We start from the raw sequence: 26,365 nt of genomic DNA on the forward strand, positions 1-26,365 counted from the left end.
AAAGTTATAATGATCAACTACTCTCCTCATTCATCACGCGCAATTCTTTTTTGTAGTTCTCACGAACGAATTCGGCAATTCCTTCGGAGTCAAGACCAAATTTTTTCATAAGTTCAAGTGGTTCTCCTGATTCGCAAAATATATCTTTTATCCCAAGGCGCCTTAACGTGCAAGGGGTCGACTTTCCCGATTCACTTAAAACTTCTGCAATAGCGCCTCCGAGCCCACCTGTTATTTGATGATCCTCCACACTAACTATAAAGCCAGTTTGTTTTGCCCAAAAATTAATCATGTCCTTATCAATTGGCTTAATTGTATGACAATCAATCACTGCGCACGAGATTCCTTCGGATTCAAGTTTCTCCGCGGCAATTATGGATTCATACACTTGGGGTCCACATGCAAAAATTGCAACATCTTTGCCATCGCGATAAAGGTTTGCCTTCCCAATGGTAAAAGGAGTTAAATGTGTGGTAAATACGGGCATTTTCTCTCGGCAAGATCGGATGTATACGGGACTTTTTATTTTACTTGCCTCAATGGTTGCTTTCCTTGCCTCTTCATAATCGGCTGGAACAATAACTATCATGTTTGGAAGAACACGAGTAATTGCAATGTCTTCTAAGGCTTGGTGAGACGCTCCGTCGGGTCCAACTGTGACGCCAGTATGGGAACCGTGCAATTTTACGGGCACATTATTGTAGCAGATTGAAACACGAACCTGATCCCAATTTCTTCCAGGCGAGAAAACGGCATAAGCGGAGATAAAAACTGTTTTTCCTAATGAAGCGATTCCTGCAGCAACACCGGCCATATTCTGTTCAGAAACGCCAACTTGAACAAATCGATCAGGATATTTTTCAGCAAACCAATGAGTACGGGTACTTTCAGAAACATCAGCAGTTAATACCCATAGGTTAGGATTTTCAGCACCTACTTCTACTAATGCTTTACCAAATCCGTCGCGACTTGGTTTTTTATTCTGGGGAGCGTCAATATTCTCAATTAGCCCCATTTGACTATTAATTTTTGATGAATTTACCATTTTAACACCATGAAACATTTCTGAATTATTTTTTGGTCTACTCGCTCTCTCCATTGCGATAGAACTTTCTCTCCTCTTCAAGATCTTCTAAGGCGGTTAATGCTTCTTTGTCACCCGGTGATTTCCCATGCCATTCCGTGATAAATTCCATGAATGAGATGTCTTTTCCAGGAACGGTATGTGCGATGATCATGGTTGGTTTATCGATTACCGTTTTGGCTTCATTACATGCTGAAATTATTTGTTGAATATTATGGCCATCTATGTTGATTAAGTGCCATCCGAAGGCTCTATATTTTTCTTCAAGGGGTTCTAGTGGAAGAACGTTTTCAGTAAATCCATCGATTTGAATATTGTTTCGGTCCATTATTACAGTTAAATTTCCAAGTTTAAATTTAGCGGCTAAGAGCGCAGCTTCCCAGATTTGTCCCTCGTTATGCTCACCATCTGAACAAACGCAGTAAACACGCCATTTCTTTTTTTCTCGCTTTGCAACTAACGCCATCCCGACTGCAATTGATAGCCCTTGTCCAAGAGGACCGGAACTATTCTCGATTCCAGGCAGGGTATCTTTATGGGGGTGTCCTTGTAATCTTGAACCTAATTTTCTGAGAGTCATTAACTCTTCTTTGGGGAAATATCCTGCCTCAGCTAAGGTAGCATACAATCCGGGGCAAACGTGTCCATTTGACAAAATAAAGCGATCCCGACCGTCCCAATTCGGATTTTTCGGATCATGATCTAAAACATTAAAGTAAAGCGCAGTAAACACGTCAGCTAGACCCATTGAACCTGCAGGGTGACCTGATTTAGCTGCATGAAGCATCTTAACAATATTTTTTCGGATATTATTTGATAATAAATAGAGTTCGGTTATATCAGTAACTTTTACGGTTCCAATCGTTGGTAGATCAAGAAGTGTTTGTTTTGGAGGTTCAGTAATTAGTTTGGGAACAGCAACACAGGCGACTGGTTCCTCTAAACGACAAGCTTGTAATTTATTGTAACCTCGAATCCCTGAATCGTAGATGCTCTTGACGGCTTCAGGAATATTTTCTGCAGCAAAAATTGAACTTGAAGCTGCAAGGATGTTTGCTCCTGCTTCACTAGCCCTCTCGGAAGTGGCAGGATTTATTCCGCCATCAACTTCAATTTTGAGGTCGGGGAATTTTTCTCGAAGCGTACGGATTTTTGATTCGACGTCAGCAATGTACTTTTGACCGCTAAAACCAGGGTTGACGGTCATAACTAAGACTTGCTTGACCTCATTATCATGAATATAGGGATATAGTTTTTCGATGGGTGTCGGCGGATTAATAGCAAGACCTATTTTTGCACCCAAAGCGTGTGCCTTTTTTATTTCGTTCCAATCAGCAATGGTCTCGACATGAACTAAATGAGTGTGTTCGCCAGGAATTTTCGAAATCCATTTTTCAGGATTCTTTACCATCCAGTGGAATTCGTATGACATTCCTGAGGGAAGGTCTGTTAGGCTTTCAAGTCCGATTGTGCCATTAGGGACGAATTCATTGTCCATAATATCTATGTGCACGGTTGTTACACTGGGTTTAACTTTCTCGATGTGTGCTATCAGTTCTTCTCGGTTTTTCACCAAGATTGCGGGTATAACTTCTACGTCCATCTGAATCAACTATTAAATCTCAGTTTTGTCGGATTTACTCGCTTTTTTAGCCTGCGTGTTACAACATGAACGCAACTAGCTTTTAAGCCTTGTTTGACTAGATTACCGCTTCACTGGGTTTTCCAGCTACTTTTCGTATTCGCTCTTTTGCGTTTAAAACAAAACGACATTGAGAGCGCACAAAACCTCGCCCTGATGTTAACGTCAAAGGAGAAACTTGCAGGCGCGAGTTTTTATAGCCAAGTTGATTTTGATAGAACAACCTTACATTTTGGGCAAATCGATAAAACAGCTTCGCCACTAACGATTATTTCGGGTACGCCTTCGTTGTTGCATTTTGGACAACTGCAAATTCTTGAGCCCAATTTTTCTCGCCAATCGCTGTTTTTATTTCTAACTATGGTTAGATCTGAATTATCGCTTTTTCATCAAAGTCTTATTATATTTTTTCCATTTTACAGTAAAATAGGGTTTTCGCGGGTTTTCCTCACGGATGATGAGGGAGAAAGTGAAGTGTTGTTTTACTTCACGGTAAAAAGTCTTTTAGCCGCTTTTTTATACTCACTACTGCCGCAGGACTGGGCACGCTGTCGCTAACTACAATTTCTTTTGCACCTGCAGCTCGAATTCTGTCAAATGCACACCCAACTAGTAGCCCATGAACTGAAGCGCAAACGATTTTTTTGGCACCTGCCTTTTTACATACTTGGGCGGCCTTAACCATTGTCTCTCCGCTAATGATCATGTCGTCAATTAAAATTACGTCTCGACCAGCGATGTCTGCATCAAGTTTTTCGGAAGTGATTTGCCTAAAAGCAATGGGTCCATGGATGTACTCTCCGAGAGTTTTTTCCATACTAACGCCGCCCAATTTTTCAACGAAGTGAGCGGCACCTTGATCGGGGGCAATAAAAACAGGATCAGATACACGCGGCTTAACATATTCAAATAGATCGTTAACAATCGATCGGTTATCAATATCTAAACCTGCGACATTCTTTTTGCCGCTAGACTCCAAAAAGTGACAATTAAACGTAACGAGCTCATCAAGACCAGCACTCAACAGCAGTTTGATAGCCATCGTCGCCGAATCAGTCTCTCCAGGTCTAGATAGCTCATCCTGCCTCGAGTATGGAAGGTACGGGATGATTGCAGTTACTTTTGCTGCAACTGGTTTCACAGCGCTTAAAATTTGGAAAAACTGCAGGAGACGTGAATCTTGGTCGGGATAGCACCTGTGCAGAATTGTGACATGTTTTTCTTTTAGATTTTCAATTTGGGGAATGTAAATGTAATTCTCGCAATCATGAAATTTTTTTATCTCAACATTTGGTTCCGCGAGATCCGAACAAGTCGGGCTGACGAGCAGAAATTTTTCCATACCCCCTAAGTAGATAGATCAGTATAAAAAGGCTATCATGCTTGATTTGAAAAATCCAAAAAAGAACTTTTACGGTTAAAAGTGATGCCACCGCCGAAAGTATGTATTCCAGAGGCGCAGTTATACCGTAAAAAATCTCTCAGCATTACTGCATTATTGTTTGTTTGCCTTATGGTCGCTTTATTGACAGATGTGCAGGCGGTTGAACCCCAAGATATTCCCCGCGATTTCCCTTTTTTTAAACCACTATCAGGGTCATTGTTATGGTGGGGGCGAAGGAGTGGGATGAGGATTCTATCAGTAACCAATTTTCACTTTTCGGGGATAAATTGGATAGTAAAAGGTCTTGGATAAATCTGGAAGAAGACGAAATTAAAGATGTTGAAAAAGGCAAAAGCGCGCTAAGGCAACATTTGAAAACTTAGGGCTTTTTTTTGATTCCCTAAAATTACATTTTAGGAAAATAGAACATATTTTGAGACTAAAATAGAGCAAATTCTTTAAAAAAATCACAAACCTTTTAAATAAAAAGCATAAAACATCAGTAATAATCGGGAGTTGAATCAATCGTCCATTAAGTTAGAAGAATGGTGCACCCTTTATCCACCAGGACATATTCCGCAAGGCCAACTATTTGGTTATGAAAACCAAATGAAAGCATTGAAAACCATCTCGATCAATCAGGGCATCTGCCATAAGGTACTGTTTTTTGGGGTGCCTGGAAACGGTAAAACCAACTTTTCAGCCGCGCTTGCCAATTCCTTAAGTGAAGAGGGAAAAATGCACTATGCTTTAGAGATGATTTCCTCCGATAAAATTCCAGCTGAGCTTCGTGATTCAGATCTACTCATTAGAAGTCTCGAAAGAGCAGTAGGGGAAGCACTTAAACAGCAACCCGTCATCATTTGCTTTGACGAAATTGATTTTATGACACCAAAGTTAAATACGCCCGGACTCACCCCTCACATGGCCTCATTGTGTGCTTGGGTAAGACGTTTTCTGAACAATGACAACGTCAAATCCTCAAAAGCACTAATTGTAGGAGTAACAAATAACCCATCGATGATTGAATTATCGGTAATAAATCGTTTTAAAACGGGAATCTATTTTGAGCCAACGCCCCCCGCCATCATAGAATTAATAATTAAAAATAATTTGACGACTAACAAAGAAGTTAGTGACAAATTTTTGAGAAAAGTAAATGGATTGGGTTTCTGGCCGATGGGAAGAGATGTCATGAACTCTTGCATGTCAACAAAAGAGTGCTACGACGGCGACATCACCAAAATTCCAACAGAAATGGTAGCCAGTACGATGGTCGCTACTATTGGGATGCCCCTTCCTAAAAGAGCAATAGACGAGTTCGAGCACGATGAAGCCAACCTGATTGAACAAAGCAAAAGATACACTATTCCATATTGGATTGATTTCTATGAAAAAATTAAAGCCTAAAAAAATGAAATACATATTCCATATCAACGGTGTTTATATGCAAGTATGCTTACTCTTCACTCAAGCAAGCAAAAACTTAAAAAATCCGATACGACTATTAGGGTTGTTTTATTGGATGAAAATTCCGGGGGCCCACTTTCACAACATAGAGCGATTTGGAGGGTTTGGATTTGAGTAAAAAAGAAGCCATTACACTAATCGGTGATTATAAACAGTTTGATCAAATTCCAGATAAGCCTCTTTTTGGTTATTCAGAACAGATGCAGGTGGGTCTTGCACTAGGCACGGAAGTAGCACGCGGCAGTTTCAAATCGGTTTTCGTTTTTGGCTACCAAGGGATAGGCAAAAAAGCTTATCCAATCGCACTGGCAAACGAGTTAAACAAAAGGCTTAATCTGAGATTCTCTTATCTCGGGATACATTGCGAGAAGTTTCTACTTGAAATCAGGACTGCAAATCAAGCAAAAGAAATACTTGAGAAAGCTCAGGAACTTATAGCACAAAACAAACCCATTATTGTAGCCATTGACGAGATTCACTATTTATCTCGTGAAAATGTCAGGTTGAACCCAGTTTTTTCGACTTTGCATATTTGGCTGACACTTTTACTAAAGCGGTCACTACCGAAAGTCATGGTTATGGGCATAACGGAGCGTCCCAGTTTGGTTGATAAAAGCGTGGTTGAAGGATTTTCTGTCCCACTTTACTTTGATATTACTTCACGTAAAATGATTTCCCAAATTATAAAGAGCTATTTAAAGAACAAAAAAGGTCAAGTTGTCGCAACTGAATTATTAGGTCAACTTGATGACCTTAGCATTATGCCTGTAAGCGCTGACGTGATAAGAGCTCTTTCAGCCCTGAAAGGCGAAACATTTGAAAACCTCTCGGAAGACGACACTGTAAAAGCAATTCGAAGCTATTTAGAGCAATATGTTTCAAAAGACGCTGTTGAAGAATACACCAAAGCTAACCATGAACTGATTCATCTTTCCCGCAATTATACAATACCTTACTACGCCAAACTCAAAGAAAATATAGCAAACTAGGGTAAACAATTTTCTATAGCTGAATTTGAATGCTATTTCAGTGCCAGTTCTAATAATATCAATAGCAAATCTTTGTAAGTAGTTAAAGCCAGTTCGCATATCTTCTAAAGCCAACCTTTTTTGGACTTTGAAAGCTGCAATAATGCTGTTACCTTGTTTGACTATGTCACTTGCCATTGGTTCTCTGAATAAGTGTGGCCAAATTGTTTGGCTTGTGCTTGGCACGATTGTGAACACTGCGCGGTCGCTAAGATGCTTATTGGGGGAAAATCTGTAATAGCCAAAAACGCTTTTTCAAGAAGGAAGCCAGAACTTTGGCGTCGGATTTAATTCATACAGGTATTCAAGGAAGTTCAAAATATTTTGGGTCAGTGTGTCAGAGAGGGAGAAGGCTTTCAAAGCTTTTGAGGGCTCGGCGGTAAAAAAAATTGAAGTATTAGCGAGAGTTATGCCGCATTTTTTACAAAACAGCGAGTTCTTTGAGTTTTTAGTTTCGCAACTGGGGCATTTCTTGTGTTTACGTTTTTTTCTCCACGCTAAACGTTACGTTTAGCAAGCTTCCCCCTATTTTAAAACGCTCTATTGTAATCCATAAAATCTCTGCTACGTTTGCCACAAAACCGCATAAGTGAGAGAACAGCTAGTGCGCTTAGCATGAAATATTAATCTTTAATGGAGTTGGCTTTTTCGAGGGCTAAACCAATTTCTTCTTCATCGATGACTGTTTCTCGGTTTGCCCCAAAGGCATTACCTCTAACACAAGTCAAGATTATACCTCCGTCCACGCCAAAGGTATTACTAAATATTCTACGGAAATTAGGCTACGAAAAAAGGGCAGTAATGATTCGTAAAAATTATGGCGCCGCCGAAAGGACTCGAACCTTTGACCTACTGATTAACAGTCAGTTGCACTACCGGGCTGTGCAACGGCGGCAAAGCATCACTGCTTCTGCCACACCAGATTTCACATAACATATTTAAGCATACCGTCGACCCTGCGAAGAGTGTTAAGTAACAAACTTTGATTGATAGAGGAGCAATTCAGAAAGTTCTTGCGCGTTTACCTCGGCAACATCGCTGCGAAGGGCAAAGTTATTAGGAAAAACGTTGCCAATAAAACGTTCATGCAACCCGATTGTGAGCCATCCCGGAGAGCGCTTTTATGAATATATTTATCATAATGCCTTTCGACAAGAAATTCGATGATGTATACGCTCAAATTAAGAATACAGTCCAAACAGCTATCACGCAAGAAGGAACGCGATGCTATCGCTTAGACGAGGTAAAGTCTGCGGGCAGAATAACAATTGACTTAGTTTCCGAGCTGAAGCAAGCAGCTCTTTGCATAGCCGATGTAACAGGAAATAACCCAAATGTAATGTGGGAATTAGGATACGCGATGGCTCTCAATAAACCAACGATTGTTCTTTCCCAGTCATTTGAGAAAATGCCTTTTGACATAGCTGACCTGAGGACTATCAAATATGACCCTCAGAATCTGTTGACCATTAAGGTTCGATTGCTTGAGGCAATTAATATGACGTTTAGTCGTTATGAAATGAGAGTTGGCTCCAGGATCATTAATGCCCTTGAAAAGGCACCTTATGGGATAGCGGTTACTGGTTCTAGTAAGGTTACACCTGCACTATGCGTGGACAAAATCCAATCCACCCTATCAAATTACATAAAGACAAATACCGTTTGGTTTGTCGGGTCAAATGGTGCTTGCGATGAAGCAGCAGCTGAGTATTTAGGTAGCCTGAAGCAGAAGGTAACGATAATCAGCTATGACAAGTTTGACATTTCAGACAGAATGCTTAAAATCATAGAAAAATTCGATTTCAAATTTCTATCAGCCGAAGACCAACCGATCCCTAAAAACATAAGTATGCCCTCAAAACGCGATTTCTTGTTTGCTCAGATGGCTGACCTGATGCTTATAGCTTGGGATGGTCAAAGCGCTAAGACGCAGGAATTGATTAACTGGTGCAGGATTCAACACAAAGATCATTTTATTTGCTACGTGTAAACTTGAATAAAGTTAATTCATCAGAACGGGGTAAACCAAAAAGAGGACCGTAAGGTTGCTGTCTGGCGGTTATTCGATCTGTCTAACCTTATATTTTGCGATAGCAGAGAAGCCCTTGTAGAATTCCTTAGTTATGCGTTTGTACCATTTATCTGAAAATGACCAATCAAGCAGGTTATCAACCCAGTAAAAATCGTGTTCAGCACATTGAATCAGGAGCTGCTTATGTAGGCTGCTGAGTTGGGTGTTTGTGAACCAGTCTTCGCTTTTGAGTTTGCCCAACGGTACAAAGAAGAGGGGTACAATGAGGCTTCGCATGCCCTTGAGGTCATCGACTAAATCCATTGTTTTGGCTACGTCTTCTTCTTTCTCGTCAGGCAACCCAACAATAATGGTGCAGGCTGGAACCAACTTGTAATCATGCATAAGCCCCATGCCCTCGACGACAACTTCGTGCCATTTGTCCGCGCTAAACGGATGTGCCTTTGCGGGCATAATCTTCTTGGCTACTTCGGGTGAACCTGTCTCAATTCCGATTTCTGCGCCCCACCATGATTGTTTTTGAAGAATAATTTCTGAGAGTTTTGAAAAAAGTTTGGGCGCTGAAGCCACTGCCGCTAAGGAGGCATGACTCCAACTGATGCTGTCAACTTTATTCATCACCATCTCATGTAGCCGAATAAGTTTTTCATCGTTGGGCACAGTATTATTGGAGCCATAGAGCATGACATCTTCGGAGTGGAGGCAAGCACCCGTGACTTTGCCGGAGTTCAAGTTGACGTCAAGTTCGCGTTCAACTTTCTCAATCGGGTACCATCTGAGTGGTCTTAGGGTAACGTTGCAGAATTTGCATCCTCGGCAGCATCCTCTGCCAATCTCAATTAACCCATTGATTGATGGTTGAACAATATCGGGAATTTGCTCTAAAGTGGGGGTCTCTCCGAGGCCAACTTCATAGTGGCTAGGGAGGTTTTGTCCTTCCATGGCGACGCGGAAAAGTTTGCCTATGACGTTTTCTGCTTCGCCCTCCACAACGCAGTCGATGCCCAATTCTTTAGCTGCATTTTCCCTACAACGGAACTGCCATGCACCGGGACCGCCAACGATTACTTTTAATCCGTTTTTTTTGGCTTTCTGTAAGGATTGGCTTTTGAGTAGGGTCTGGAAGTGTTTTGCGAGATAGGGTTCCTTCTTAAATATCGAGGCCAGAGTGGTTGAGGCGGGTCCAAGCCCGAAGGGGTCCATGGTGTAGATGCCCAGAACTTTCGTGTTTTCTAAACGTTTACTTAGTGCGCTTGGGCTAACAGTGTCTACTTTGAAGCCTTCTTTTAGCAGTTGAGCCTCGGTTTTTCGCAGCCCATAGGGGGCAGTCCAAGGTCTTCCGCTGCTTGTTTCAAGGGGCGGGAAGAATAGGTAGCTGTAGAGCCATTCTGGTATGAAGTTTGGAGGCGCACAAGTGCCGAACCCTAAAAACTCGTTATGATGATAATTACTCATTAGTGTCCTATCTGCAGTTAAAAGCACATCTGTCATTTGTTGAACCTCCAAAGATCAGCTCCTTTCGTAAAAGTGTCTTTACGTATTTTTTAGTCAGTAACAGGACAGATATAACTTTATCGACCCTACCTTGTATACTTTGCATCAGTTTTAGTGGCAGCCTGATTGAAAAGTTTGCTCAAGTCAATTTAGTAAAGTTGTTTGTTTATATTTGTCTGATTTTGTTGCATATTTCACTGTGCAACATACACGTTTAAAGTTTCCAATGACGCTTTTTTTAATGTCAAAATGTCGTGATAACGGTAATTATGTCAATTTCTCTGAGCGGATTTTTTACATTAAAATCTATGGATTAATGCATTTTCCTAGAAAAATGTATATCAAGGGTTCCGTCATTGTTATAAGAAAATACTTTAGTGAAGGGATTGCTTTGAAAACTATGGTAGAGTTTAGATGGCACGGTAGAGGCGGACAAGGAGCGTGGACTGCCAGCGAACTTTTGGCAAGAACCGCCCTTGACGAAGGCAAATACATCCAATCGTTCCCAGAATTTGGGCCAGAACGGATGGGAGCCCCCGTAACCGCTTTCACCAGAATCAGCACTGAACCCATAAGGTTGCACTGTGCAATCTATGATCCAGACGTCGTGGTCGTTTTAGACAATACACTGCTAAAGACGGTCCCTGTAACTGCTGGATTAAACCGCGATGAAGACTGTTTAATAATAAACTCAAGTGATGAACCCGCTAAACTAAAAGAAAACCTGCGGGTTGTCAAGGGAAAGGTATGGACGGTTCCAGCCACTGAAATCGCCCTAAAAATCCTCGGCGTCCCCATCACAAACACCGCGTTGCTTGGTGTAGTTGCTAAAGCAACAGGCATCGTAAGCTTAGAGGGCATTGAAAAAACGTTGAAGGGACGTTTTCGCCCTGATTTGGCAGAGAAAAACTTTGCCGTGGTCCAAGAAGCATACAAGGAGGCAAAAATGGAATGAGCAGTAAAGAAAAAACTTGGAAAGAAATCTCCGTCGGCGCCGTGTCTTCAAAAGCCAGCGTTGGCTTTATGACTGGCGACTGGAAAACCTACATGCCCATCCGCGACCTAGAAAAATGCACCACATGCTTAACATGCGTGATGCTTTGCCCCGAAGGCGCAATCCGTTACCGCCCCAAAATGGGCAAAATCGAATTCGACTTTGCCTTCTGCAAAGGCTGCGGTATCTGCGCCAACGAATGCCCAACTAAAGCAATCACTATGAAGTTACCGGAGGAATAAACATGGCAACACAACAACAACCCAAACAAGAAGTCATGGCATTAAACGGCGACGAAGCAGTTGCTCTCGCGGTTAAACAATGCGACGTTGACGTGGTTGCAGCCTACCCCATCACGCCTCAAACAATCATAGTGGAAAAATTCAGTGAATACGTTGCAAACGGTGAAACTCAGACTGAATTTGTCTGTGTGGAATCCGAACACAGCGCGATGACCGCATCGCTAACTGCATCTCTTACGGGGGCCCGCACATTCACTGCTAGCGCCTCCGCAGGATTAGCTTTAATGCATGAAATGCTCTTTGTCACCTCGGGTAGTCGTGCACCAGTTGTTATGGCAGTTGCCAACCGCGCTTTATCGGCACCCCTTAACATCCACGGAGACCACTCTGACAGCATGGCTGAGCGTGACAGCGGCTGGATTCAGGTTTACGCTGAAAACGCCCAAGAAGCCTACGACTCCATAATTCAAGCCTTCAAAATCGCAGAAGACGTCAAAGTTTCCTTGCCCATAATTGTGGGTTTAGACGGCTTTACCATCAGCCACACGCTTGAACGCGTCGATGTTCTAACTGACGACGTCGTTAAGGCCTTCGTTGGAGAGCGAGCTTTCCCAATGGTTACCACCCATGAAGGCAAAACTGTACCGTTAAAACTTGACCCCGCAAACCCCATGACTCTGGGACCCAACGCCTTGCAGAACTATTACTTCGAATTCAAGCGTCAGCAAGAAGAAGGCATGAAAAACGCGTATAAAATAATCCAAGAAGTCAACAAAGAATATACCAAAATCAGCGGCAGAAGTTTTGGCAACGGACTCATTGACCCCTACAAGGTTGACGACGCCGAAGTGGCAATCGTCTGTATAGGCTCGACTGCAGGCACACTTAAAGTCATGGTTGACGAACTTCGCGCTGAAGGAGCAAAAGTCGGGATTTTGCGTCTCCGTACGTTCCGTCCGTTCCCAGCAGAAGACATCCAAGATGCACTCAAGAACTGCAAGGTCGTTGCGGTTTTTGATAAAAGCATGAGCCCCGGCGGCTTTGGCGCTGCAGTCTTTAACGAAGTCAGAAACGCACTCTATGACCTAAAACAACGTCCAATCGTTGTGGAGTACATCTATGGTTTAGGCGGCAGAGACAGCAGCCCCCGTGACTTCAAACGAGTCTTCGAGGACCTATGCAAATTCGCAAAAACGGGACAAGTGGATAGCACCGTGCATTATTTAGGATTAAGGGAGTAATGGAGGAAAATAAAATGGCAACTGAAACTCAAGAATGGAAATTCACCGCTAAAGACATTGCAAACAAACCCGACCTATTTGAGAGCGGTCACCGCGCATGCGCTGGCTGTGGACCCGCTTCAGTGCTTCGGCTCGTAATGAAAGGTACCCGCGGACCCACCATTGTAACTCAAGCTACGGGCTGCATGGAAATCGTCGGCTCAATCTATCCCTATACATCTTGGGAAGTGCCATGGGTTCACACTGCGTTTGAAAACGCCGGAGCCAACGCCGCAGGCATTGATGCTGCTATTAAGGTGCTTCAAAGAAAGGGCAAAATGAGTCCAGAACACATCGACGTTATTGCCTTAGCAGGTGATGGTGGAACCTACGACATTGGCTTGCAAGCTCTCTCGGGCGCGGTCGAACGAGGACATGACTTCCTCTTTATCCTCTACGACAACGAAGGCTACATGAATACAGGCATTCAACGTAGCAGTGGAACACCTCTTGGCGCAGCAACAACCACCAGCCCAGCAGGTTCAGTGAGACCCGGCAAACTTGAAAACAAAAAACCCATCACAGACATCATGCTTGCACACGGCATGGAATACGTCGCAACCGCAACCCCATACTACTGGAAAGACCTCATCACCAAAGTCCGCAAAGGCCTAGAAGTCGAAGGCCCAGCATTCCTACATGTGTTTGCGCCTTGTCCACGTGGCTGGAGAAGCGACCCATCCAAAACCATGGAATACTCAAAACTCTCCGTGGAAACATGCATCTTCCCCATCTGGGAAGCAGTCAACGGCAAACGCCAACTCTCCATCCCCAGCAAAATCATCTCACTCGCACCACAGAAAAAACGCCCAGTCAGAGACTACCTCGAAGGCCAAGGACGATACCGGCACCTCTTCTCAACAAAGAACTCACATGTCATCGACGAAATCCAAAGCAACACCGACGCGCGCTGGCAGAAACTGCTCAAACAGTGCGAAACAGCCTAAATCCTTTTTTCCTTTTTTGTTATCTATATTTTTGTGGTCTATTTGCGGTTAGCTGCGCTTACAAACGATCTTAAACCCACCTTTTGGGCTATCGTTAACAAAGACATATGCGACTACTATTTTTTTGCTTACGACTTAAAATTGCAACCTGAAAAAACCCAAATCTACTTAGCACATGACGGCGCTACAGTTGCGGGCTTGATGCTTGTTTACAACGGTTTCATTGCGCAGCTTCGAGGTAGCTCCTCTGCTGTGGCGTTTATGCTTGAAAACCTCAGCCCCTCAGTGACAGATATACAGGTGCCAAAAAACTGCGAAGCAACCCTCTCGGAGCGCTACCCCTCTGTTAAGCTCAAAGAAGCAATATCTTTGTTGAGGGTGAGGCGAGGAGGGGAGAATCTACACGTTACTTTAGAGCCACAACAGTTGATGGTTCAAGACGCTGAGGAAATCGCGGCTCTCATGCGGGAAGCCTATCCGCAGATGTGGAGTGAAATGACGTCAGATTTTTGTTCGTCAACAGTTTCAGGCCCCTCGCGGCATTTGGGTTGGCATCAAACATGATGGTAAGTTGGTTGCTTTTGGCTATGCTATGGCTACTGAGGCGTTGGGACATGTGACTTGGATAGGTACCCGCGCGGAGTGGCGCAACCGGGGTTATGCAACATCGATTCTGTCCACTCTGCTACGAGAATGCTTGCTTAAAGCACCTGAAGTCGTTATTTATGTTGCGGAAGATAACGCGACGGCGAAGAATGTTTACTTGAAGGCAGGTTTTAGGCCTTGCCATGAGTATATCTTTGTTAGGGTTTAGCAGTTTTTTCTTCTGCTACTTGGATTTCTGCATTGGTGTAGTGCAGGTTTTGGTTATTGATTTTACGTCAATAATGCATAAAAGTTATCGTTGGGTTGATTAGGATGCTGCCCCCAAAAATAATATACAGGTGAACTATAGGGGTAATTTAAAAAGTGAACCTAAAGTACAACCCAAAAAATATGGCATTAATGATCTGCTTAGCATTCACAGTTAGCATCCTCGCACCCTATACCCAAGCCTCTGCACAGCCATCAAACAACTGGGTTGTTCACCCCTTGCACACCGCACTTTTTACAGGCTACACCACACCTCATGGATACACACCAACCCAAATGCGAACCGCCTACAACTTACCTGACGCAGGCGGAGCAGGAAAAATAATTGCCATCATAACCGCCTATGACAATCCATACATCTTGAACGCCTTTAACACGTTTTCACACACATACAACCTTCCAGATAACAGTTCAGGCGGTTTATTAGTTCACAAAATGCCAGGCATAACCCCCGCTGATGAAAGCTGGAGTTTAGAAACCTGTTTAGATGTGGAATGGGCACATGCTATCGCTCCAAACGCAACAATTCTCCTTGTAGAAGCCAAAGACAATCAGGGCGCCTCAATGTTTGATGCAATCACGTATGCCACAAATCAGCAGGGAGTAGTTGCGGTTTCTATGAGTTGGGGCGGAGAAGAAGAGAGCAACCAACTATTATGGGACCAATACTTCAACAAAGCGGGCATCGAGTTTTTTGCTGCTTCAGGTGACAACTCTGAAGACGTAATCTACCCTGCCAGTTCAAGGTATGTTGTGGCAGTTGGAGGAACCACTCTAAACCTCCAAGCGGATGGAACAGTAATTTCAGAGGTAGCCTGGGATGATAGTGGCGGCGGAACAAGCAAATATGAACCCTTACCCAGCTACCAAGCAAACTATGGATTAACTTACTCTAAGCGGGCAGTACCAGATGTTTCTTACAACGCTGACCCAGCAACTGGAATCCCAGTTTACTATAATGGTTACTGGTACAAGGTCGGAGGCACAAGCGCTGGAGCACCTCAATGGGCAGCCATCCACGCCTTGGGCGCTTCAGCCACCAACAACGAATTGTACCAGAAAGCCCAAATCGACTACGCCGCATATTTCCGAGACATAACAGAAGGGGCAAACGCCAACTATAGCGCCACCATAGGCTATGACCGAGTTACAGGGTTAGGCAGCCCCTTAACCTACAATTTTGGCACATACCTCGAAGTTTCACCTACCGAGGGCGCTGGCCAAACCCCAATAGCCCTAACAGGCAGAGGTTTTTTGGGCTCCTCAATAAACCTCTACTACCTAAACCCACAGAGCAACACGTGGATTTCCATAGCCAACAACACTGCCACCACAAACGGCAACTTCACCCTTCAAATCAACGCACCTGACCTGCTACAAAACAACTTGGCAGGCGACCACAAACCAGCCTCCGATTACATAGTTTTTCGCGCCCGAGACAGTAACGATGGAAGATACTACAACTCCACCGAGCCCTATGCATTGTTACGCAGGGGTTTAACTCAAGTCAATAATGTTTTCGCGTCGGGAGTGTTTGGTAATAGAACCGATTTGACAACGCAAGTTTTTACCCAAAAAGGTCAAAGCCTACTAGTTTCGGGCATGTGGTTTAATCCAGGTATCATAAGTTTACTTTGGGATAATCAGACCCTTTGGTCATCGATAGCGGATGATTTGGGGACGTTTACAGCGTCGGTTCAGGTACCTACAACCACCGTAGGAAAACACATTATCGTTATCAGGGACCAGAATTCAGATTTTTCTTTTAACATAACCCGCGAGCCCTTCATCAGCCTTAACTATAATGGAGGTTGGTACACGTCAGATTTTACGTTGGATTTAACGCCTGACGCAGAAGTGACTGAACTGTTTTATTGTATAAACGGCGGCGTGATCCAAAATGTTACCGCTAATGGATCGCCAGTTATTTCTACAGAAGGAGAAAATGGCACTTTAGAGTACTGGAGCAGCTGGAACCCCTATGGAGTCAACTTGGAAACGGCACATACAACGTTAGGCAGCATAAAATTAGACAAAACGCCACCCTCAGGCACCATAACAACTAACACAGTCACATCAAGCTCCACAATAACCCTAAATGTTACCGCAACCGACGCAACCTCAGGCATAACAAACATGCGTTTCTCAAACGACAACCAAACCTACACAAACTGGGAAACGTATACAACTTCAAAAAATTGGACACTACAAAGTGGCGATGGAACAAAAACGGTCTATGCCGAATTCCAAGATGCCGCAGGTTTAACCTCTCAAGCGACTTGTACGGTAACACTTGAATCCAACCAACCCGCTCAAACAGCGCAGCCAACATCTCCTCCTGCCGCATCCGCATCCACCACGCAGTCCACCACAAAACCAACGGTCACTGCTTCCCCAACAGCCACACCTGCGCCGACACCGGCAATCCCCGAATTAAACCTAACAATCATAATCGCAATGCTTACACTAACAGCTGTTGGGCTAATAATAAAAAGAAAAAAGTAGATTAAGCCTTAGTTGAAGGCGCCGTTGTTTTTGGTTTTGATGCGGTTTTTGGGTTTTTGCCCCAGACAGCTGAGAATATGCCTGCGAGGAAGCAAAGAATTGCACCGATGATGAAAGCTAAGGTTAATGCGTGCATAAAGGGGTCTGCGATGGTTGTGGGGAAGAATGTTGTTCCTGTCAAGGTAGCCAGAGTTGATTGAGGTATGTTGGCGGCGATGGGACCCATTGCTTGTAGTAGGGTGCCGATGGGGTTGTAGCCAAGGAAAGCCGCAAAGAGGGCTCCTGCAGCGGGGACTTGGCTGAATGCGGCGGCAAGTTCTGAAGAAGCGCCTGCGGCTGCAACGGCACTTGAAAGCGCCCCCGGCAGGGTAGCGTTTAGAGATATGATGATTATGCTAAAGAATACGGCTTGACTGATGGTTTGACCGCAGTTCTGCAGGGTAGACCGCATACCGGAAGCGGCGCCTCGATGCTCCGCTGGGCAAGAGTTCATGACGGACGCCATGTTTGGCGACATAAATATGCCGTTACCGATACCCATTATGAAGAGGATTATAGCAAAGGGCAGATACGCGAAGTTCGCGGGCATAAAGACAAACGCAAGAAAAGAAACTCCCGTGATTACCATACCGGCGGTTGCTAGAGTTCTTGCGCCATGCTTATCAGATAACCAGCCGCTCACAGGACCCGTGAGGGCGACGCCGATGGTCATGGGAATCATGAAAATGCCAGCCCAGAATGGGGCATCCTCGAAGCTGTAGCCTTGTAGTGGAAGCCAAATCCCCTGCAATAGGACGATTAGCATTATCATTACTCCGCCCCGAGCCATGGAGCTTAGGAAGGTTGCTGCGTTTCCAGCGGCGAAGTTACGGTTTTTGAAGAGGTCTATCCTAAACATGGGGTCTTGGACTTTCTGTTCAATGAAGGGGAAAGCTATGAGCAGAGCTGCCCCAGCTGCAAACGATGCGATGACTAGGGGGTTTCCCCAGCCCATTGGAGAGTCACCGTAGGGTGTTAAACCGTAGGTTATGGCGAGTAAGAGTAGTGTTAAGCCGCCGCCGAAGGATAAGTTGCCCCAGAGGTCAATTTTTTGTTTCTTGCGTTGGACAACATGTTGTTCTTTGAGTTTCCAATATGACCACGCAGTGCCGATGATGCCGACGGGGACACTCACTAAGAAGACCAGCCGCCAGTCAAAAACTGCTAAGACACCGCCCAAAACTAACCCAATTAATGAACCGACAAGAAACGCCAGCTGGTTGATGCCTAGCGCTTTTCCGCGTTCATTTTCTGGGAAAGCATCGGTGATGATTGCACCACTGTTTGAGAAAAGAAACGCTGCACCAACACCTTGGATGATACGGAAGACTATTAATTCTATAGCTCCTGCGTCTCCTGTGCTTGGCGTTAAAAATAGCAGAATTGAACCTATGGTGAATATGAGGAAGCCTAAGTTGTAGAGTTTTACTCTGCCGTAGATGTCGGATAAACGTCCAAATGTCACTAGCAAAGTAGCGGTTACTATGCTGTAGCCGAACATTATCCACAGCAGGTACTGGAATGAGCCGAAGGGGTCAATGTTTATGCCCCTAAAAATTGCGGGTAAGGCTATTAGGACAATTGAGGTGTCGATAGAAGCCATCAGGACCCCTATGGTTGTGTTTGATAGGGCTATCCATTTGTATTCCATAATTTTGCGACCAAACAGTAATTTTTAGGCTATGAAAAATGTGGATTATAAAAAGGTTCTTGGGAAACATTAAAGTTCCCAACTGTCTAAGAGAGATTTATTCGGTTTTTTCGGTGGATGCTTGTTGGGTCTGCTGTGGCGATGATACCTCGTTGAAGTCACTGGTTCTGCGGAGGCGTTTGATGGGGTTGTACCAGTTCCACTTGCCAAAAGTCGCCATCACAGCAGGCACCAGATAGGTGCGCACCACCAAGGCATCGATAAGGATGCTAAAAGCAAATGCGAAGCCCATCTCGCGGAGCATCATGTTGCTCGACAGCATCAACGCGCCTAATGAACCGGCGAGTATGATGGCTGCGGCAGTGATGATGCCACCGGTTTGTTGGATAGCATGTACAATGGCGTCTTTGAGGTTTTGTCCTTTAGCGGCTTCTTCACGTATGCGAGTTAAGATGAAGATGTTGTAGTCCATGCCTAAGCCCAACAGTAGAACAAAGAGGATCAGCGGAGTCATAAAGAGCAAACCGTAACTAAACGCTGCATTGAACACCAATATGGTAACGGCGAGTGTCCACACGATACTCATCAAAACCGAAACTATAGCAAATAACGGTAAGATTAGCGAACCCAGCACAATAAAGAGTACGATACCTACTCCTATGGCGACGATGGGCAGGATTGCGTTGAATTGGTTCTCGAATAGGTTTCGTGTATCAAGGATGCCGCCTGTTGTTCCGCCTAAATAGAGCCCAGTTAAGTTTGTTGCGTCATCGTAATTGGTATGTAGGCTTGCGCGTATGTCTTTGGCGTATTCCATGGCTTCGGTTGAGTAGGGGTCAGCTTGGAACCGGACAGTTATTAGGGCAGATTGATTGTCTGCTCCGATTGCGCCAATTATGCTGCTGTAGGTGGTCGCGTCGGTGTCGTTGGTGATGGTTTGGTAATCTACGATGTCTCCAAAGGGCATAGTGGGTCCTGTGACTTCCTGCACACCGCTATGGCTGACGATAGAGGAAGATATATCCTGCAACGTAGCCATCTCCCCCAAGTTAAACGTGCCATCTTCATATAGAATCGGCTCCGAGAAGGTGACTACGACATAGCTGGGCATGAGTCTGCCGCCGCCAAACGAGTCCGTTAGTGTTCGGGACGCGGAGATGGATTCTAAACTGTCCGAGGCGCTTCCAATAAGGTCATAGGTTGGAACGGTCGAGGAGTAAACGTATAGGGCAGGCACAGTGATGAGGATGGCTATTACGATGATTGCTTTACCGTGTTTGACAGAGAAAGAGCCGCTTTTAGCGAAGTAGCCGCCTTTGCGTTGGTTCTTCTCGTGGATGCTTTTAGCGTAACGTTGGAAGCGGTCACCCGTGTTGGGCCAGAATATGCGGTCGCCCAGTATGGCGGTGAGGGCGGGCGCGAAGGTAAGAGATGCAAGTAGGGTTACGATAACACCTAGACCGACAACTAAACCCATGGCCTGTAGCATAACCATGGATGTTGCAGATAGGGCAAGGAAGGAGATGATGACGGTGGCGCCGCTGGTGACGATGCTTTCGCCTGCCCAAGTGATGGATTTTTTGATGGCCTCAAAGAGGGGCAAGCCGTTTATGCGTTCTTCTCGATGTCGGGCTATGACGAATATACTGTAGTCAGTACCGACTCCGATAAGTACGGTTAAGAGGACGGTAGTAACGGTGTAGTCAACGGGGTTGATGTAGGTGCCCACGAGGTAGGGGAAGATTTGGGAGACACCAATGCCCACTCCGATAGTGCCCAAAGTAATGATTGGAGTGACAATAGATCGGAAGAACAACGCAGTCGCGACGACGAGCAAAATGACGGTTATGGGAAGGATGAGGTCTAAGTCGTCTTGGGTGGATTGCATAAAGTCATGGTCTAATGCGTCGTTGCCAGTTACCTTTGCTGCTTGAACGTCGCCATTGGGGTTTTGAGCTAGTTTGTCAGCGATTATTTGTCGTAGTGCAAGAAGATTTTCGCTACCAGAGTGATCAAATGTTATGGAAATCAAAGTGACTTCATTGTCAGGTGAAACAAATGACTCTAACAACTCAGTGAATTGCTGACCCAAGTTGTAGGCTTCGGGGTTCCAAATCAGGTTTGAAGCTAAAGCTTTAACCGAGGATATTGAAGCGTTTTCGCCAAGGTTAAAGGTACCTTTGACGAGTTCGGGGGATAAACCAGACTCGTTAGCGACATACTCGATTGCGAGGTTCTGGGCTTTGAGGTTTGTAACTGAGCTTTTTGCGTCAATGAAATCTTGGAAAGTAAATGTGTCTGCAACTGCATCTACGAAGTCTTTGTTATCACTGAAGTATTGGTCAATGAACTGGGGCAAGGCTTTTTCTATGGCGTATTGGGCGCGGGCGTTAGCGCTGAGGTATTGGGTTGAACCCTTAAAGCTACTCGTCCAAGCAGAATCAAAGAGGCTAAGCAAATGTGAAGTGTAATTGTTGAAAGACTCTTCGTCGGCGTCTTTGAGGATGGTTTTTGCTTGGTCATAGCAGACATCATTGAAGGTGTCGATGAAGTTATCGCCCATATGGTATGCATCGCTGTTCCATACGATGTTATCTGCCAAATCTGCGAATTCACTGTAGTTGGCGCTTCTGCCTAAATCAAAGGCTGCACCGACAAAGGTTGCAGAAACAGAGCCAGACTGTGCAACGTAGTTAATAGCGAAGGTTCTGAGTTCGGCGTTGTTTTGGTCTTGGGTGTTGGTCAGGAAGTCTTGGAAAGTTAAGGCGTTGGTTAGGGCGGTAGCGAAGCTTTTGGTGGTCGCGTCAGTTATGGAGTTCAAGTAGAGTTGGATTGTTTGAGTTGTGGCGACGTTGGCGCGTTCCATCGGTGTCAGGGTTGCTGTCGCGGGGTTAAGGAAACTGTTTGACCATGTGGCATTGTATGCTACAAGAAGGGGAGCGGTGTATTGGGCGTAGGATGTGGGGTCAGCGGCATAGAGCATGGCGGAGGTTTGGTTATATGCAACCTCATTGAAGGTAGAAATAAAGTTCGTACCCATATTGTAGGTGTCTGGGCTGCCAATGATAGTGTTAGCTAATGTGCTTAGGGCTTCGGCGCTGGGGTTTGGACCCAAGTTGAAGGCTGCCGTGACAAATTCCGTTGAAGATTGCCCAGCAGAAGCGGTCACTACGGTTTGGATTGCGAAGCCAGTTAGCACCTGGTTATTGTAGGTTTGGTTGCCCGCAAGGTAATCTTGGAAAGTTAAAGCGCTGGTTAAGCCAGTGACGAAAGCTTGCTGTGTTGCATTACCCGCTAAAACAGTGTTAATGTAGAGTTGATTTGTTTGGTCTGATGCAAAGACTGCACGCTGCTCAGGAGTCCATGACGCGGTTGAGGGGTCAAGGAAGCTTTGTGCCCAAGTCGCGTTAAACGCAGCCAGCAGGGGTCCAGTGTACTGGACGAAGGCTTCGGAGTCCGCGGCCTGAAGGACAGCTGCAGTTTGTTGGTAGGCAAAATCGTTTGCCTGCTGCACATCGGAGGTTACTGCGTAGTTTTGACCCCAAAACTGAAGGTACATGGCGGGTGTACCATAGAGCATGTTCGCAGTTAAGTTGGCGTTTTCCAGAGTCAGATAAACGCCTTGGTTAGCTTGAGTTAACCCACTGACAAGCATGTCGTGGGTTTGGTTGTAGGCGGTTCCCCAAACCATTGTGTACATTACGGGTACGCCATAAATCATGTTGTAGGTGAGGTTGGCGTTGTCGTAGGCTTGGTAAACGCCTTGGTTGGTTTGTTGAAGCCCTGAGGTTACGCTTTTAATGGCTTCATTATAAGCAGCGGTCCATACCTTGCTATAAATTGCTGGGACGCTGTAGAGAAGGTTGTAGGTTAAGTTGGCGTTTTTATAAGCGATGTAGACGCCTTCGTTGGTTCCGTTTAGGGCGGGAACCATAATTGAGTAGACGTTGGTGATGTTTTCTACGCCAGACATGGTGCTGGTGGAGTTAATTTCATCAGTTAGTTCCTCAATAAATCGCTGCGTGCTCATTGACGAAGCATTATTGGTGGCGATTACAATTACAAGCGAATCATTCGCCACTGCTTTTGAGAATTGGGCGGTTATGATGTCGCTGGCTTTGGCTGATTCTAAATCCGTTGCAGTTGATTCGTTCATCTGTAACGAGCTTACGCCTGTCGCGGTTAAAACCACGGGCAGAATAATGGCTAGAAGGATTATCCAGATAGCGATTATGGCGTATTTGCGTTTAGTGATGACGTTGCCAAGTTTTCCAAAGATGTTAACTTTTCCATGGGTCATGTTACGTCCCTAATCTAGCACTATAATTTAGCTAGTATGATGTGTTTTAGACCCTTTATGGATGGTTCGGTGTCAGATTAACCTACACCCGAGTATACTCGGCTTTAAGAAAACATTTATCCATATCCACCCATCCACTAAACATATGCGACGCTTAATCCTTGAAGTCCCACAAAAAGAACTTTCCAAAGCAGGCATCGAACTACCCCCCCTAAAAAAAATAAAATCCCTCGACCTCCTCTACTTCCTAAGACAAGACCGAGAAGAATTCGCCGTCGTATCCCGCGTCGAATTCACAGAGCCCCCAAAAAAAGTCGAAGACTTCCTAACAGGAGGCTTTCTAGTCGAAGCCCAAGTGCTCGAACAACAAAAAAACGGAGCCTACATAGTCTTTACACGTAGCGGACCTATCACCTCCACCGTTCTAAACCTGTTAGATGTAGAAGCAGGCTACTTGTTTCCGCCGCTGGGCATAAGCGACGGCAAAGTTAAGGTGTCATTTTTGGGGAACGAACAACAAATCAAGGATTTATTGGAAAAACTCGACGCCCTCGGCATCCATTACCGCGTCACCTTGCTAGGAGATGCCAATTTCTCGCCCACCTCCCCGCTTAACCTGCTAACCGAAAAACAACGCGAAATACTCCTCGAAGCCTACCGACTCGGCTACTATGATATCCCCAGAAAAATCACAAGCCAAGAACTAGCCAACCGCCTTGGTCTTGTAGATTCCACGGTGGTTGAGCATATGCGAAAAGCCGAACAACGCCTCATCACACAGCTACTAGAACAACACACCCATTAACCTTCTTTAAGTACCACTGCCTTGGCAGGGCAGACATCCACGCAGTCGCCACAACCATGACAGGTCGCCATGTCCACGACTGAGGGTTCATCATCGCTGAGCTTAAAAATTGCTTTGATGGGGCAGACACGTGCGGAGTGACATTTGGGGCAGTGGATGCACTTTTCGGGGTCAATGTAGGCGCGAGGCATGACTGCATAGAGGCGGAGGAGCAAATATCAAGATTACGCCCAAAAAAAACAAAATTTTCTCAAGCCATTATTTGACTTTCTTAAACCATATCACAAACACCACAAGCAAAGCAGCCACAAAAACCCCGACCAAAACAAACTCTATCGGAAAAGCAGAAGCCTCGGATTCGGCATTGATGCCTAAAAAGGCGAGGTCATTGTTAGGGTATTGGGGGTCGGTTACAGGTTGCCATAAGGGGTGGTGGTCCATGTTGTTTTCGTTAATGAAGTAAGCTGTGTCGCCTACGGCGCTGCTGGTTTGGGTAGCGTTGGGGTAGCGGGCTTGGTAGTCACTCCAGTAGTTGCCTGCTTTGCCATTATCCCACTGGACGGGGTTGTTAGGCCAAGGCATAGAGACCTGAAAGCCATACAGGGCACTGTTGTCGATGAAGTTGTTGCTGTATACGAGGTTGTTGGCTTGGTTTTCTTGTAGTTTGATGCCGAATGCGGTGTTGTGTTGGATGGTGTTTCCAAGGATTATGTTTTGGGTGGAGTTTGTGAGGATGAGCCCGATGTTGTTTTCTGCGATGGTGTTTCGGAAAACAATGGAGTCACTTGAGCCCATGTTGATGTCTATGGCTGTTCGAGCGTTTGAAGAAATTGTGTTTTCAACGATTTTGGTTCCAGATGAATTGGCAACTGATATTGCGCAAATACTGTTTTGGGTTAGGGTATTTTGGAATATGATGGTGCCACTGCATGTTTGTATTTGAATGCCGTTGCCTCGACTCTGCAAAATATCAGTCTGTTGTATGGTGCTGCCTGATGTTGTGGTAAGGGAGAGACCGGCGCCATTATTTACTAAACGGCTGCTTTGAACGGTGCAGTCGCTAGAGTTAATCACGCAAACGCCTACATCAAACCCTTCAACGATTAAGTTCTGTACAGTAACGTTAGCTACAGCCTCCATCAAAACGCCGATCCCGCTGCAATCTGTACATTGCAAACCAAACCCTGCGCCATCAAGCACAATATTGGAGCATTGTATGAGAACGTTGTAACCGCTGATGTTTTCTGTTAAAATGTAGGTTGAGCCGACGCGCTGGATGAGGGCAGAGGTTGGGGTTACGTCACCGTTGGTTTGGATGGTTATGGTAGACATGCCAACGGACGCAGTGACTTGGGCGTTTGTTGGTTGGTTGGTGAAAGCTAACGCTAAGAATGATAGTGCCAAGATGAAAGTTAGCGTTGCTGCTGACCTCTTCGAAAGCACATCCAACAAGTGGGGTAGGCATCAATTATAGTTTACTTGAATCGGGTGGTGGAGATTCGGGTTTGAGGAGTTTGGTTAGGGTTTTGTGGCATTTGCTGCATTCCAGCATCTGATTGCTACATGAGGGACAGTATAGGTCGCCTTTTTTGAGCTTCTCTAAAACTGCGGATAAGTCGGCTTGGTTTTGGAGATCACGCGGCGAAGGTTCTGCGGGGGGGTCTAGGGCTGGTGGTTGGGGTGGTTTTTGTGCGTTGACGATTTCTTGGTAGACTTTTGAGATGCTGACTTTGCCTTCGCGGAGTTTTTCTTTGTCGTCTTCGCTGGCGGTTTCGATGATTTTTTTGCCGCGTTCAAAAGTTCGGGTGGAGACGCCTGCTTTTTTGGCTACGACTTCAGCGGCTTTAGCTTTGAACACAGGCGCAAACTCAGACTCAGCGGGCTCAGCGTCAATTGGCGCTAACCCCAGCTGAATGTTTCTGCCATTTTTGCCCCCTGCGGACTGACGTTTTTTCGCCAGCGCCTTCTCAATCTCCAACAGCGGCACCGCGAGTTCTACAAGCTGAAAGTTGTTGAGATGCCGCCGCCGCAAGTTAGCTTCGATGACGAATTTTTTTTCGAGCAGTTTATCGTCGAATTTGCGGACTTCAAAGTCAGGCTCAATGCCTAATGCGGTGCAAGCTCGGAAGCGGTGGTGCCCGTCGAGGACTTCGAGGTCTTCGTTGACGATTATGGGGTAATGTTGTCCTTCCTGCTCGATGGAGACCTTTAGGGCTGTGAATTCTTCTTCGGTCATGCGGGGAAGCAGTTTGTCGTATTCGGGGTTTAAGTGCAGGCTCATAGTCTCGTAGTTGTTTGGTGATTTTATTATTTAAGTTGAAGGGTACAACGCGGAAAGTGTTGTTTCAGGGTGCAGTCACATAGTCTTTTATTTTTTTCTGGGACTTGGGGTAGTGTAAAACCCGCGTAAGATGTTTGGCGGAGCAAAAGAGTAACTACGGCGGAAATTCTCCCCTCTCTCTCCTCAATACTTTTTCCGTGTCCGCACGGGTTAAACTGGCGCTTCGCCAAACCTACTTTTCGAAACAAAAGGGTGTTTAGTGGGGGTTGTGACAGCGGCAGGTGCAATCTTGCTCTGGGCTGCCAAACACACAG

The 26,365-nt window shown here is 45.3% G+C and carries 21 protein-coding genes, 1 tRNA gene and 1 pseudogene; 12 read left to right on the top strand and 11 right to left on the bottom strand.

All coding sequences use genetic code 11. The features are described from left to right. Nucleotides 1-13: 13 nt before the first annotated feature. From NWE92_12850 to NWE92_12860, 3 genes and pseudogenes are all read right to left on the bottom strand, one after another. The gene (locus NWE92_12850; protein MCW4030521.1) at nt 14-1,045 is read right to left on the bottom strand and encodes a transketolase family protein; all 1,032 of its coding nucleotides are present in this window, start codon (nt 1,043-1,045) and stop codon (nt 14-16) included. Between the two features lie 37 nt (nt 1,046-1,082). After that, nucleotides 1,083-1,946 carry a transketolase gene (locus tag NWE92_12855; GenBank protein ID MCW4030522.1) on the bottom strand — a complete coding sequence of 288 codons (864 nt, stop codon included), beginning with the start codon at nt 1,944-1,946 and terminating at the stop codon, nt 1,083-1,085. Nucleotides 1,947-2,120: 174 nt separating this feature from the next. Continuing rightward, nucleotides 2,121-2,687, bottom strand: a pseudogene (locus tag NWE92_12860) (ribulose-phosphate 3-epimerase). 93 nt (nt 2,688-2,780) lie between these two features. Between NWE92_12860 and NWE92_12865 the strand changes: the two are divergent. Next, nucleotides 2,781-3,284, top strand: coding sequence for a hypothetical protein (locus NWE92_12865; protein MCW4030523.1), 504 nt, complete (start codon nt 2,781-2,783; stop codon nt 3,282-3,284). Here NWE92_12865 and prs read toward each other — a convergent pair. Next, on the bottom strand, nt 3,214-4,068 hold the full coding sequence (prs, locus tag NWE92_12870; GenBank protein ID MCW4030524.1) for a ribose-phosphate diphosphokinase: 855 nt from the start codon (nt 4,066-4,068) through the stop codon (nt 3,214-3,216). The genes NWE92_12865 and prs overlap by 71 nt on opposite strands. Nucleotides 4,069-4,626: 558 nt before the next feature. On the opposite strand from prs, the gene NWE92_12875 reads away from it, so the two are divergent. Both NWE92_12875 and NWE92_12880 read left to right on the top strand, forming a co-directional pair. Continuing rightward, the gene (locus tag NWE92_12875) at nt 4,627-5,520 is read left to right on the top strand and encodes an ATP-binding protein (GenBank protein ID MCW4030525.1); all 894 of its coding nucleotides are present in this window, start codon (nt 4,627-4,629) and stop codon (nt 5,518-5,520) included. 170 nt (nt 5,521-5,690) lie between these two features. After that, nucleotides 5,691-6,569, top strand: coding sequence for an AAA family ATPase (locus tag NWE92_12880; GenBank protein MCW4030526.1), 879 nt, complete (start codon nt 5,691-5,693; stop codon nt 6,567-6,569). Nucleotides 6,570-7,426: 857 nt separating this feature from the next. Here NWE92_12880 and NWE92_12885 read toward each other — a convergent pair. Further along, nucleotides 7,427-7,503: transfer RNA gene (locus tag NWE92_12885), tRNA-Asn, on the bottom strand. Between the two features lie 228 nt (nt 7,504-7,731). Between NWE92_12885 and NWE92_12890 the strand changes: the two genes are divergently transcribed. After that, a complete protein-coding gene (locus tag NWE92_12890) occupies nt 7,732-8,598 on the top strand; it encodes a nucleoside 2-deoxyribosyltransferase (protein ID MCW4030527.1) in 867 nt (288 codons plus the stop codon). Nucleotides 8,599-8,667: 69 nt separating this feature from the next. Here the strand turns inward: NWE92_12890 and NWE92_12895 are convergent, their stop codons facing one another. Then, entirely contained in the window at nt 8,668-10,131 is a 1,464-nt protein-coding gene (locus NWE92_12895) for a B12-binding domain-containing radical SAM protein (protein MCW4030528.1), read from the bottom strand. A gap of 403 nt (nt 10,132-10,534) precedes the next feature. On the opposite strand from NWE92_12895, the gene NWE92_12900 reads away from it, so the two are divergent. From NWE92_12900 to NWE92_12930, 7 genes are all read left to right on the top strand, one after another. Further along, entirely contained in the window at nt 10,535-11,089 is a 555-nt protein-coding gene (locus NWE92_12900) for a 2-oxoacid:acceptor oxidoreductase family protein (protein ID MCW4030529.1), read from the top strand. Then, nucleotides 11,086-11,370: a 4Fe-4S binding protein gene (locus NWE92_12905; GenBank protein MCW4030530.1), complete on the top strand. Its 285-nt coding sequence runs from the start codon at nt 11,086-11,088 to the stop codon at nt 11,368-11,370. The genes NWE92_12900 and NWE92_12905 overlap by 4 nt, the downstream gene beginning before the upstream one ends. A gap of 35 nt (nt 11,371-11,405) precedes the next feature. Next, nucleotides 11,406-12,611, top strand: coding sequence for a pyruvate ferredoxin oxidoreductase (porA, locus tag NWE92_12910; GenBank protein ID MCW4030531.1), 1,206 nt, complete (start codon nt 11,406-11,408; stop codon nt 12,609-12,611). A 14-nt stretch (nt 12,612-12,625) separates the two neighbouring features. After that, nucleotides 12,626-13,597: a thiamine pyrophosphate-dependent enzyme gene (locus NWE92_12915; GenBank protein MCW4030532.1), complete on the top strand. Its 972-nt coding sequence runs from the start codon at nt 12,626-12,628 to the stop codon at nt 13,595-13,597. 141 nt (nt 13,598-13,738) lie between these two features. After that, nucleotides 13,739-14,161, top strand: coding sequence for a hypothetical protein (locus tag NWE92_12920; protein MCW4030533.1), 423 nt, complete (start codon nt 13,739-13,741; stop codon nt 14,159-14,161). Nucleotides 14,162-14,168: 7 nt separating this feature from the next. Further along, nucleotides 14,169-14,411: a GNAT family N-acetyltransferase gene (locus tag NWE92_12925; protein MCW4030534.1), complete on the top strand. Its 243-nt coding sequence runs from the start codon at nt 14,169-14,171 to the stop codon at nt 14,409-14,411. A 182-nt stretch (nt 14,412-14,593) separates the two neighbouring features. Continuing rightward, the gene (locus NWE92_12930; protein ID MCW4030535.1) at nt 14,594-16,975 is read left to right on the top strand and encodes a S53 family peptidase; all 2,382 of its coding nucleotides are present in this window, start codon (nt 14,594-14,596) and stop codon (nt 16,973-16,975) included. A gap of 1 nt (nt 16,976) precedes the next feature. Here NWE92_12930 and NWE92_12935 read toward each other — a convergent pair whose 3' ends face one another. Both NWE92_12935 and NWE92_12940 read right to left on the bottom strand, forming a co-directional pair. Continuing rightward, nucleotides 16,977-18,665, bottom strand: a complete 1,689-nt coding sequence (locus NWE92_12935) for an MFS transporter (GenBank protein MCW4030536.1) — start codon at nt 18,663-18,665, stop codon at nt 16,977-16,979. 97 nt (nt 18,666-18,762) lie between these two features. After that, entirely contained in the window at nt 18,763-22,965 is a 4,203-nt protein-coding gene (locus tag NWE92_12940; protein MCW4030537.1) for an MMPL family transporter, read from the bottom strand. A 145-nt stretch (nt 22,966-23,110) separates the two neighbouring features. Between NWE92_12940 and NWE92_12945 the strand changes: the two genes are divergently transcribed. Continuing rightward, nucleotides 23,111-23,770 (top strand): helix-turn-helix domain-containing protein, encoded by a 660-nt coding sequence (locus NWE92_12945; protein ID MCW4030538.1) that lies wholly within the window; start codon nt 23,111-23,113, stop codon nt 23,768-23,770. Here NWE92_12945 and NWE92_12950 read toward each other — a convergent pair. From NWE92_12950 to NWE92_12960, 3 genes are all read right to left on the bottom strand, one after another. Next, entirely contained in the window at nt 23,767-23,961 is a 195-nt protein-coding gene (locus NWE92_12950; protein MCW4030539.1) for a 4Fe-4S dicluster domain-containing protein, read from the bottom strand. The two genes, NWE92_12945 and NWE92_12950, sit on opposite strands and share 4 nt — an antisense overlap. 67 nt (nt 23,962-24,028) lie before the next feature. Next, nucleotides 24,029-25,174, bottom strand: a complete 1,146-nt coding sequence (locus NWE92_12955; GenBank protein MCW4030540.1) for a right-handed parallel beta-helix repeat-containing protein — start codon at nt 25,172-25,174, stop codon at nt 24,029-24,031. A gap of 64 nt (nt 25,175-25,238) precedes the next feature. After that, nucleotides 25,239-26,051, bottom strand: a complete 813-nt coding sequence (locus NWE92_12960) for a ParB N-terminal domain-containing protein (protein ID MCW4030541.1) — start codon at nt 26,049-26,051, stop codon at nt 25,239-25,241. Nucleotides 26,052-26,365 lie beyond the last annotated feature (314 nt).

The sequence above is a fragment of the Candidatus Bathyarchaeota archaeon genome (genome assembly GCA_026014745.1).
Lineage (GTDB): Archaea > Thermoproteota > Bathyarchaeia > Bathyarchaeales > Bathycorpusculaceae > Bathycorpusculum.

What these genes read in the sequence shown, in the direction of transcription:
- NWE92_12850 (MCW4030521.1), bottom strand. Translation starts at nt 1,045, where the DNA reads ATGGTAAATTCATCAAAAATTAATAGTCAAATGGGGCTAATTGAGAAT.
- prs (MCW4030524.1), bottom strand. Translation starts at nt 4,068, where the DNA reads ATGGAAAAATTTCTGCTCGTCAGCCCGACTTGTTCGGATCTCGCGGAA.
- NWE92_12890 (MCW4030527.1), top strand. Translation starts at nt 7,732, where the DNA reads ATGAATATATTTATCATAATGCCTTTCGACAAGAAATTCGATGATGTA.
- NWE92_12895 (MCW4030528.1), bottom strand. Translation starts at nt 10,131, where the DNA reads ATGACAGATGTGCTTTTAACTGCAGATAGGACACTAATGAGTAATTAT.
- NWE92_12900 (MCW4030529.1), top strand. Translation starts at nt 10,535, where the DNA reads ATGGTAGAGTTTAGATGGCACGGTAGAGGCGGACAAGGAGCGTGGACT.
- NWE92_12905 (MCW4030530.1), top strand. Translation starts at nt 11,086, where the DNA reads ATGAGCAGTAAAGAAAAAACTTGGAAAGAAATCTCCGTCGGCGCCGTG.
- porA (MCW4030531.1), top strand. Translation starts at nt 11,406, where the DNA reads ATGGCATTAAACGGCGACGAAGCAGTTGCTCTCGCGGTTAAACAATGC.
- NWE92_12915 (MCW4030532.1), top strand. Translation starts at nt 12,626, where the DNA reads ATGGCAACTGAAACTCAAGAATGGAAATTCACCGCTAAAGACATTGCA.
- NWE92_12930 (MCW4030535.1), top strand. Translation starts at nt 14,594, where the DNA reads ATGGCATTAATGATCTGCTTAGCATTCACAGTTAGCATCCTCGCACCC.
- NWE92_12935 (MCW4030536.1), bottom strand. Translation starts at nt 18,665, where the DNA reads ATGGAATACAAATGGATAGCCCTATCAAACACAACCATAGGGGTCCTG.
- NWE92_12940 (MCW4030537.1), bottom strand. Translation starts at nt 22,965, where the DNA reads ATGACCCATGGAAAAGTTAACATCTTTGGAAAACTTGGCAACGTCATC.
- NWE92_12945 (MCW4030538.1), top strand. Translation starts at nt 23,111, where the DNA reads ATGCGACGCTTAATCCTTGAAGTCCCACAAAAAGAACTTTCCAAAGCA.
- NWE92_12950 (MCW4030539.1), bottom strand. Translation starts at nt 23,961, where the DNA reads ATGCCTCGCGCCTACATTGACCCCGAAAAGTGCATCCACTGCCCCAAA.
- NWE92_12960 (MCW4030541.1), bottom strand. Translation starts at nt 26,051, where the DNA reads ATGAGCCTGCACTTAAACCCCGAATACGACAAACTGCTTCCCCGCATG.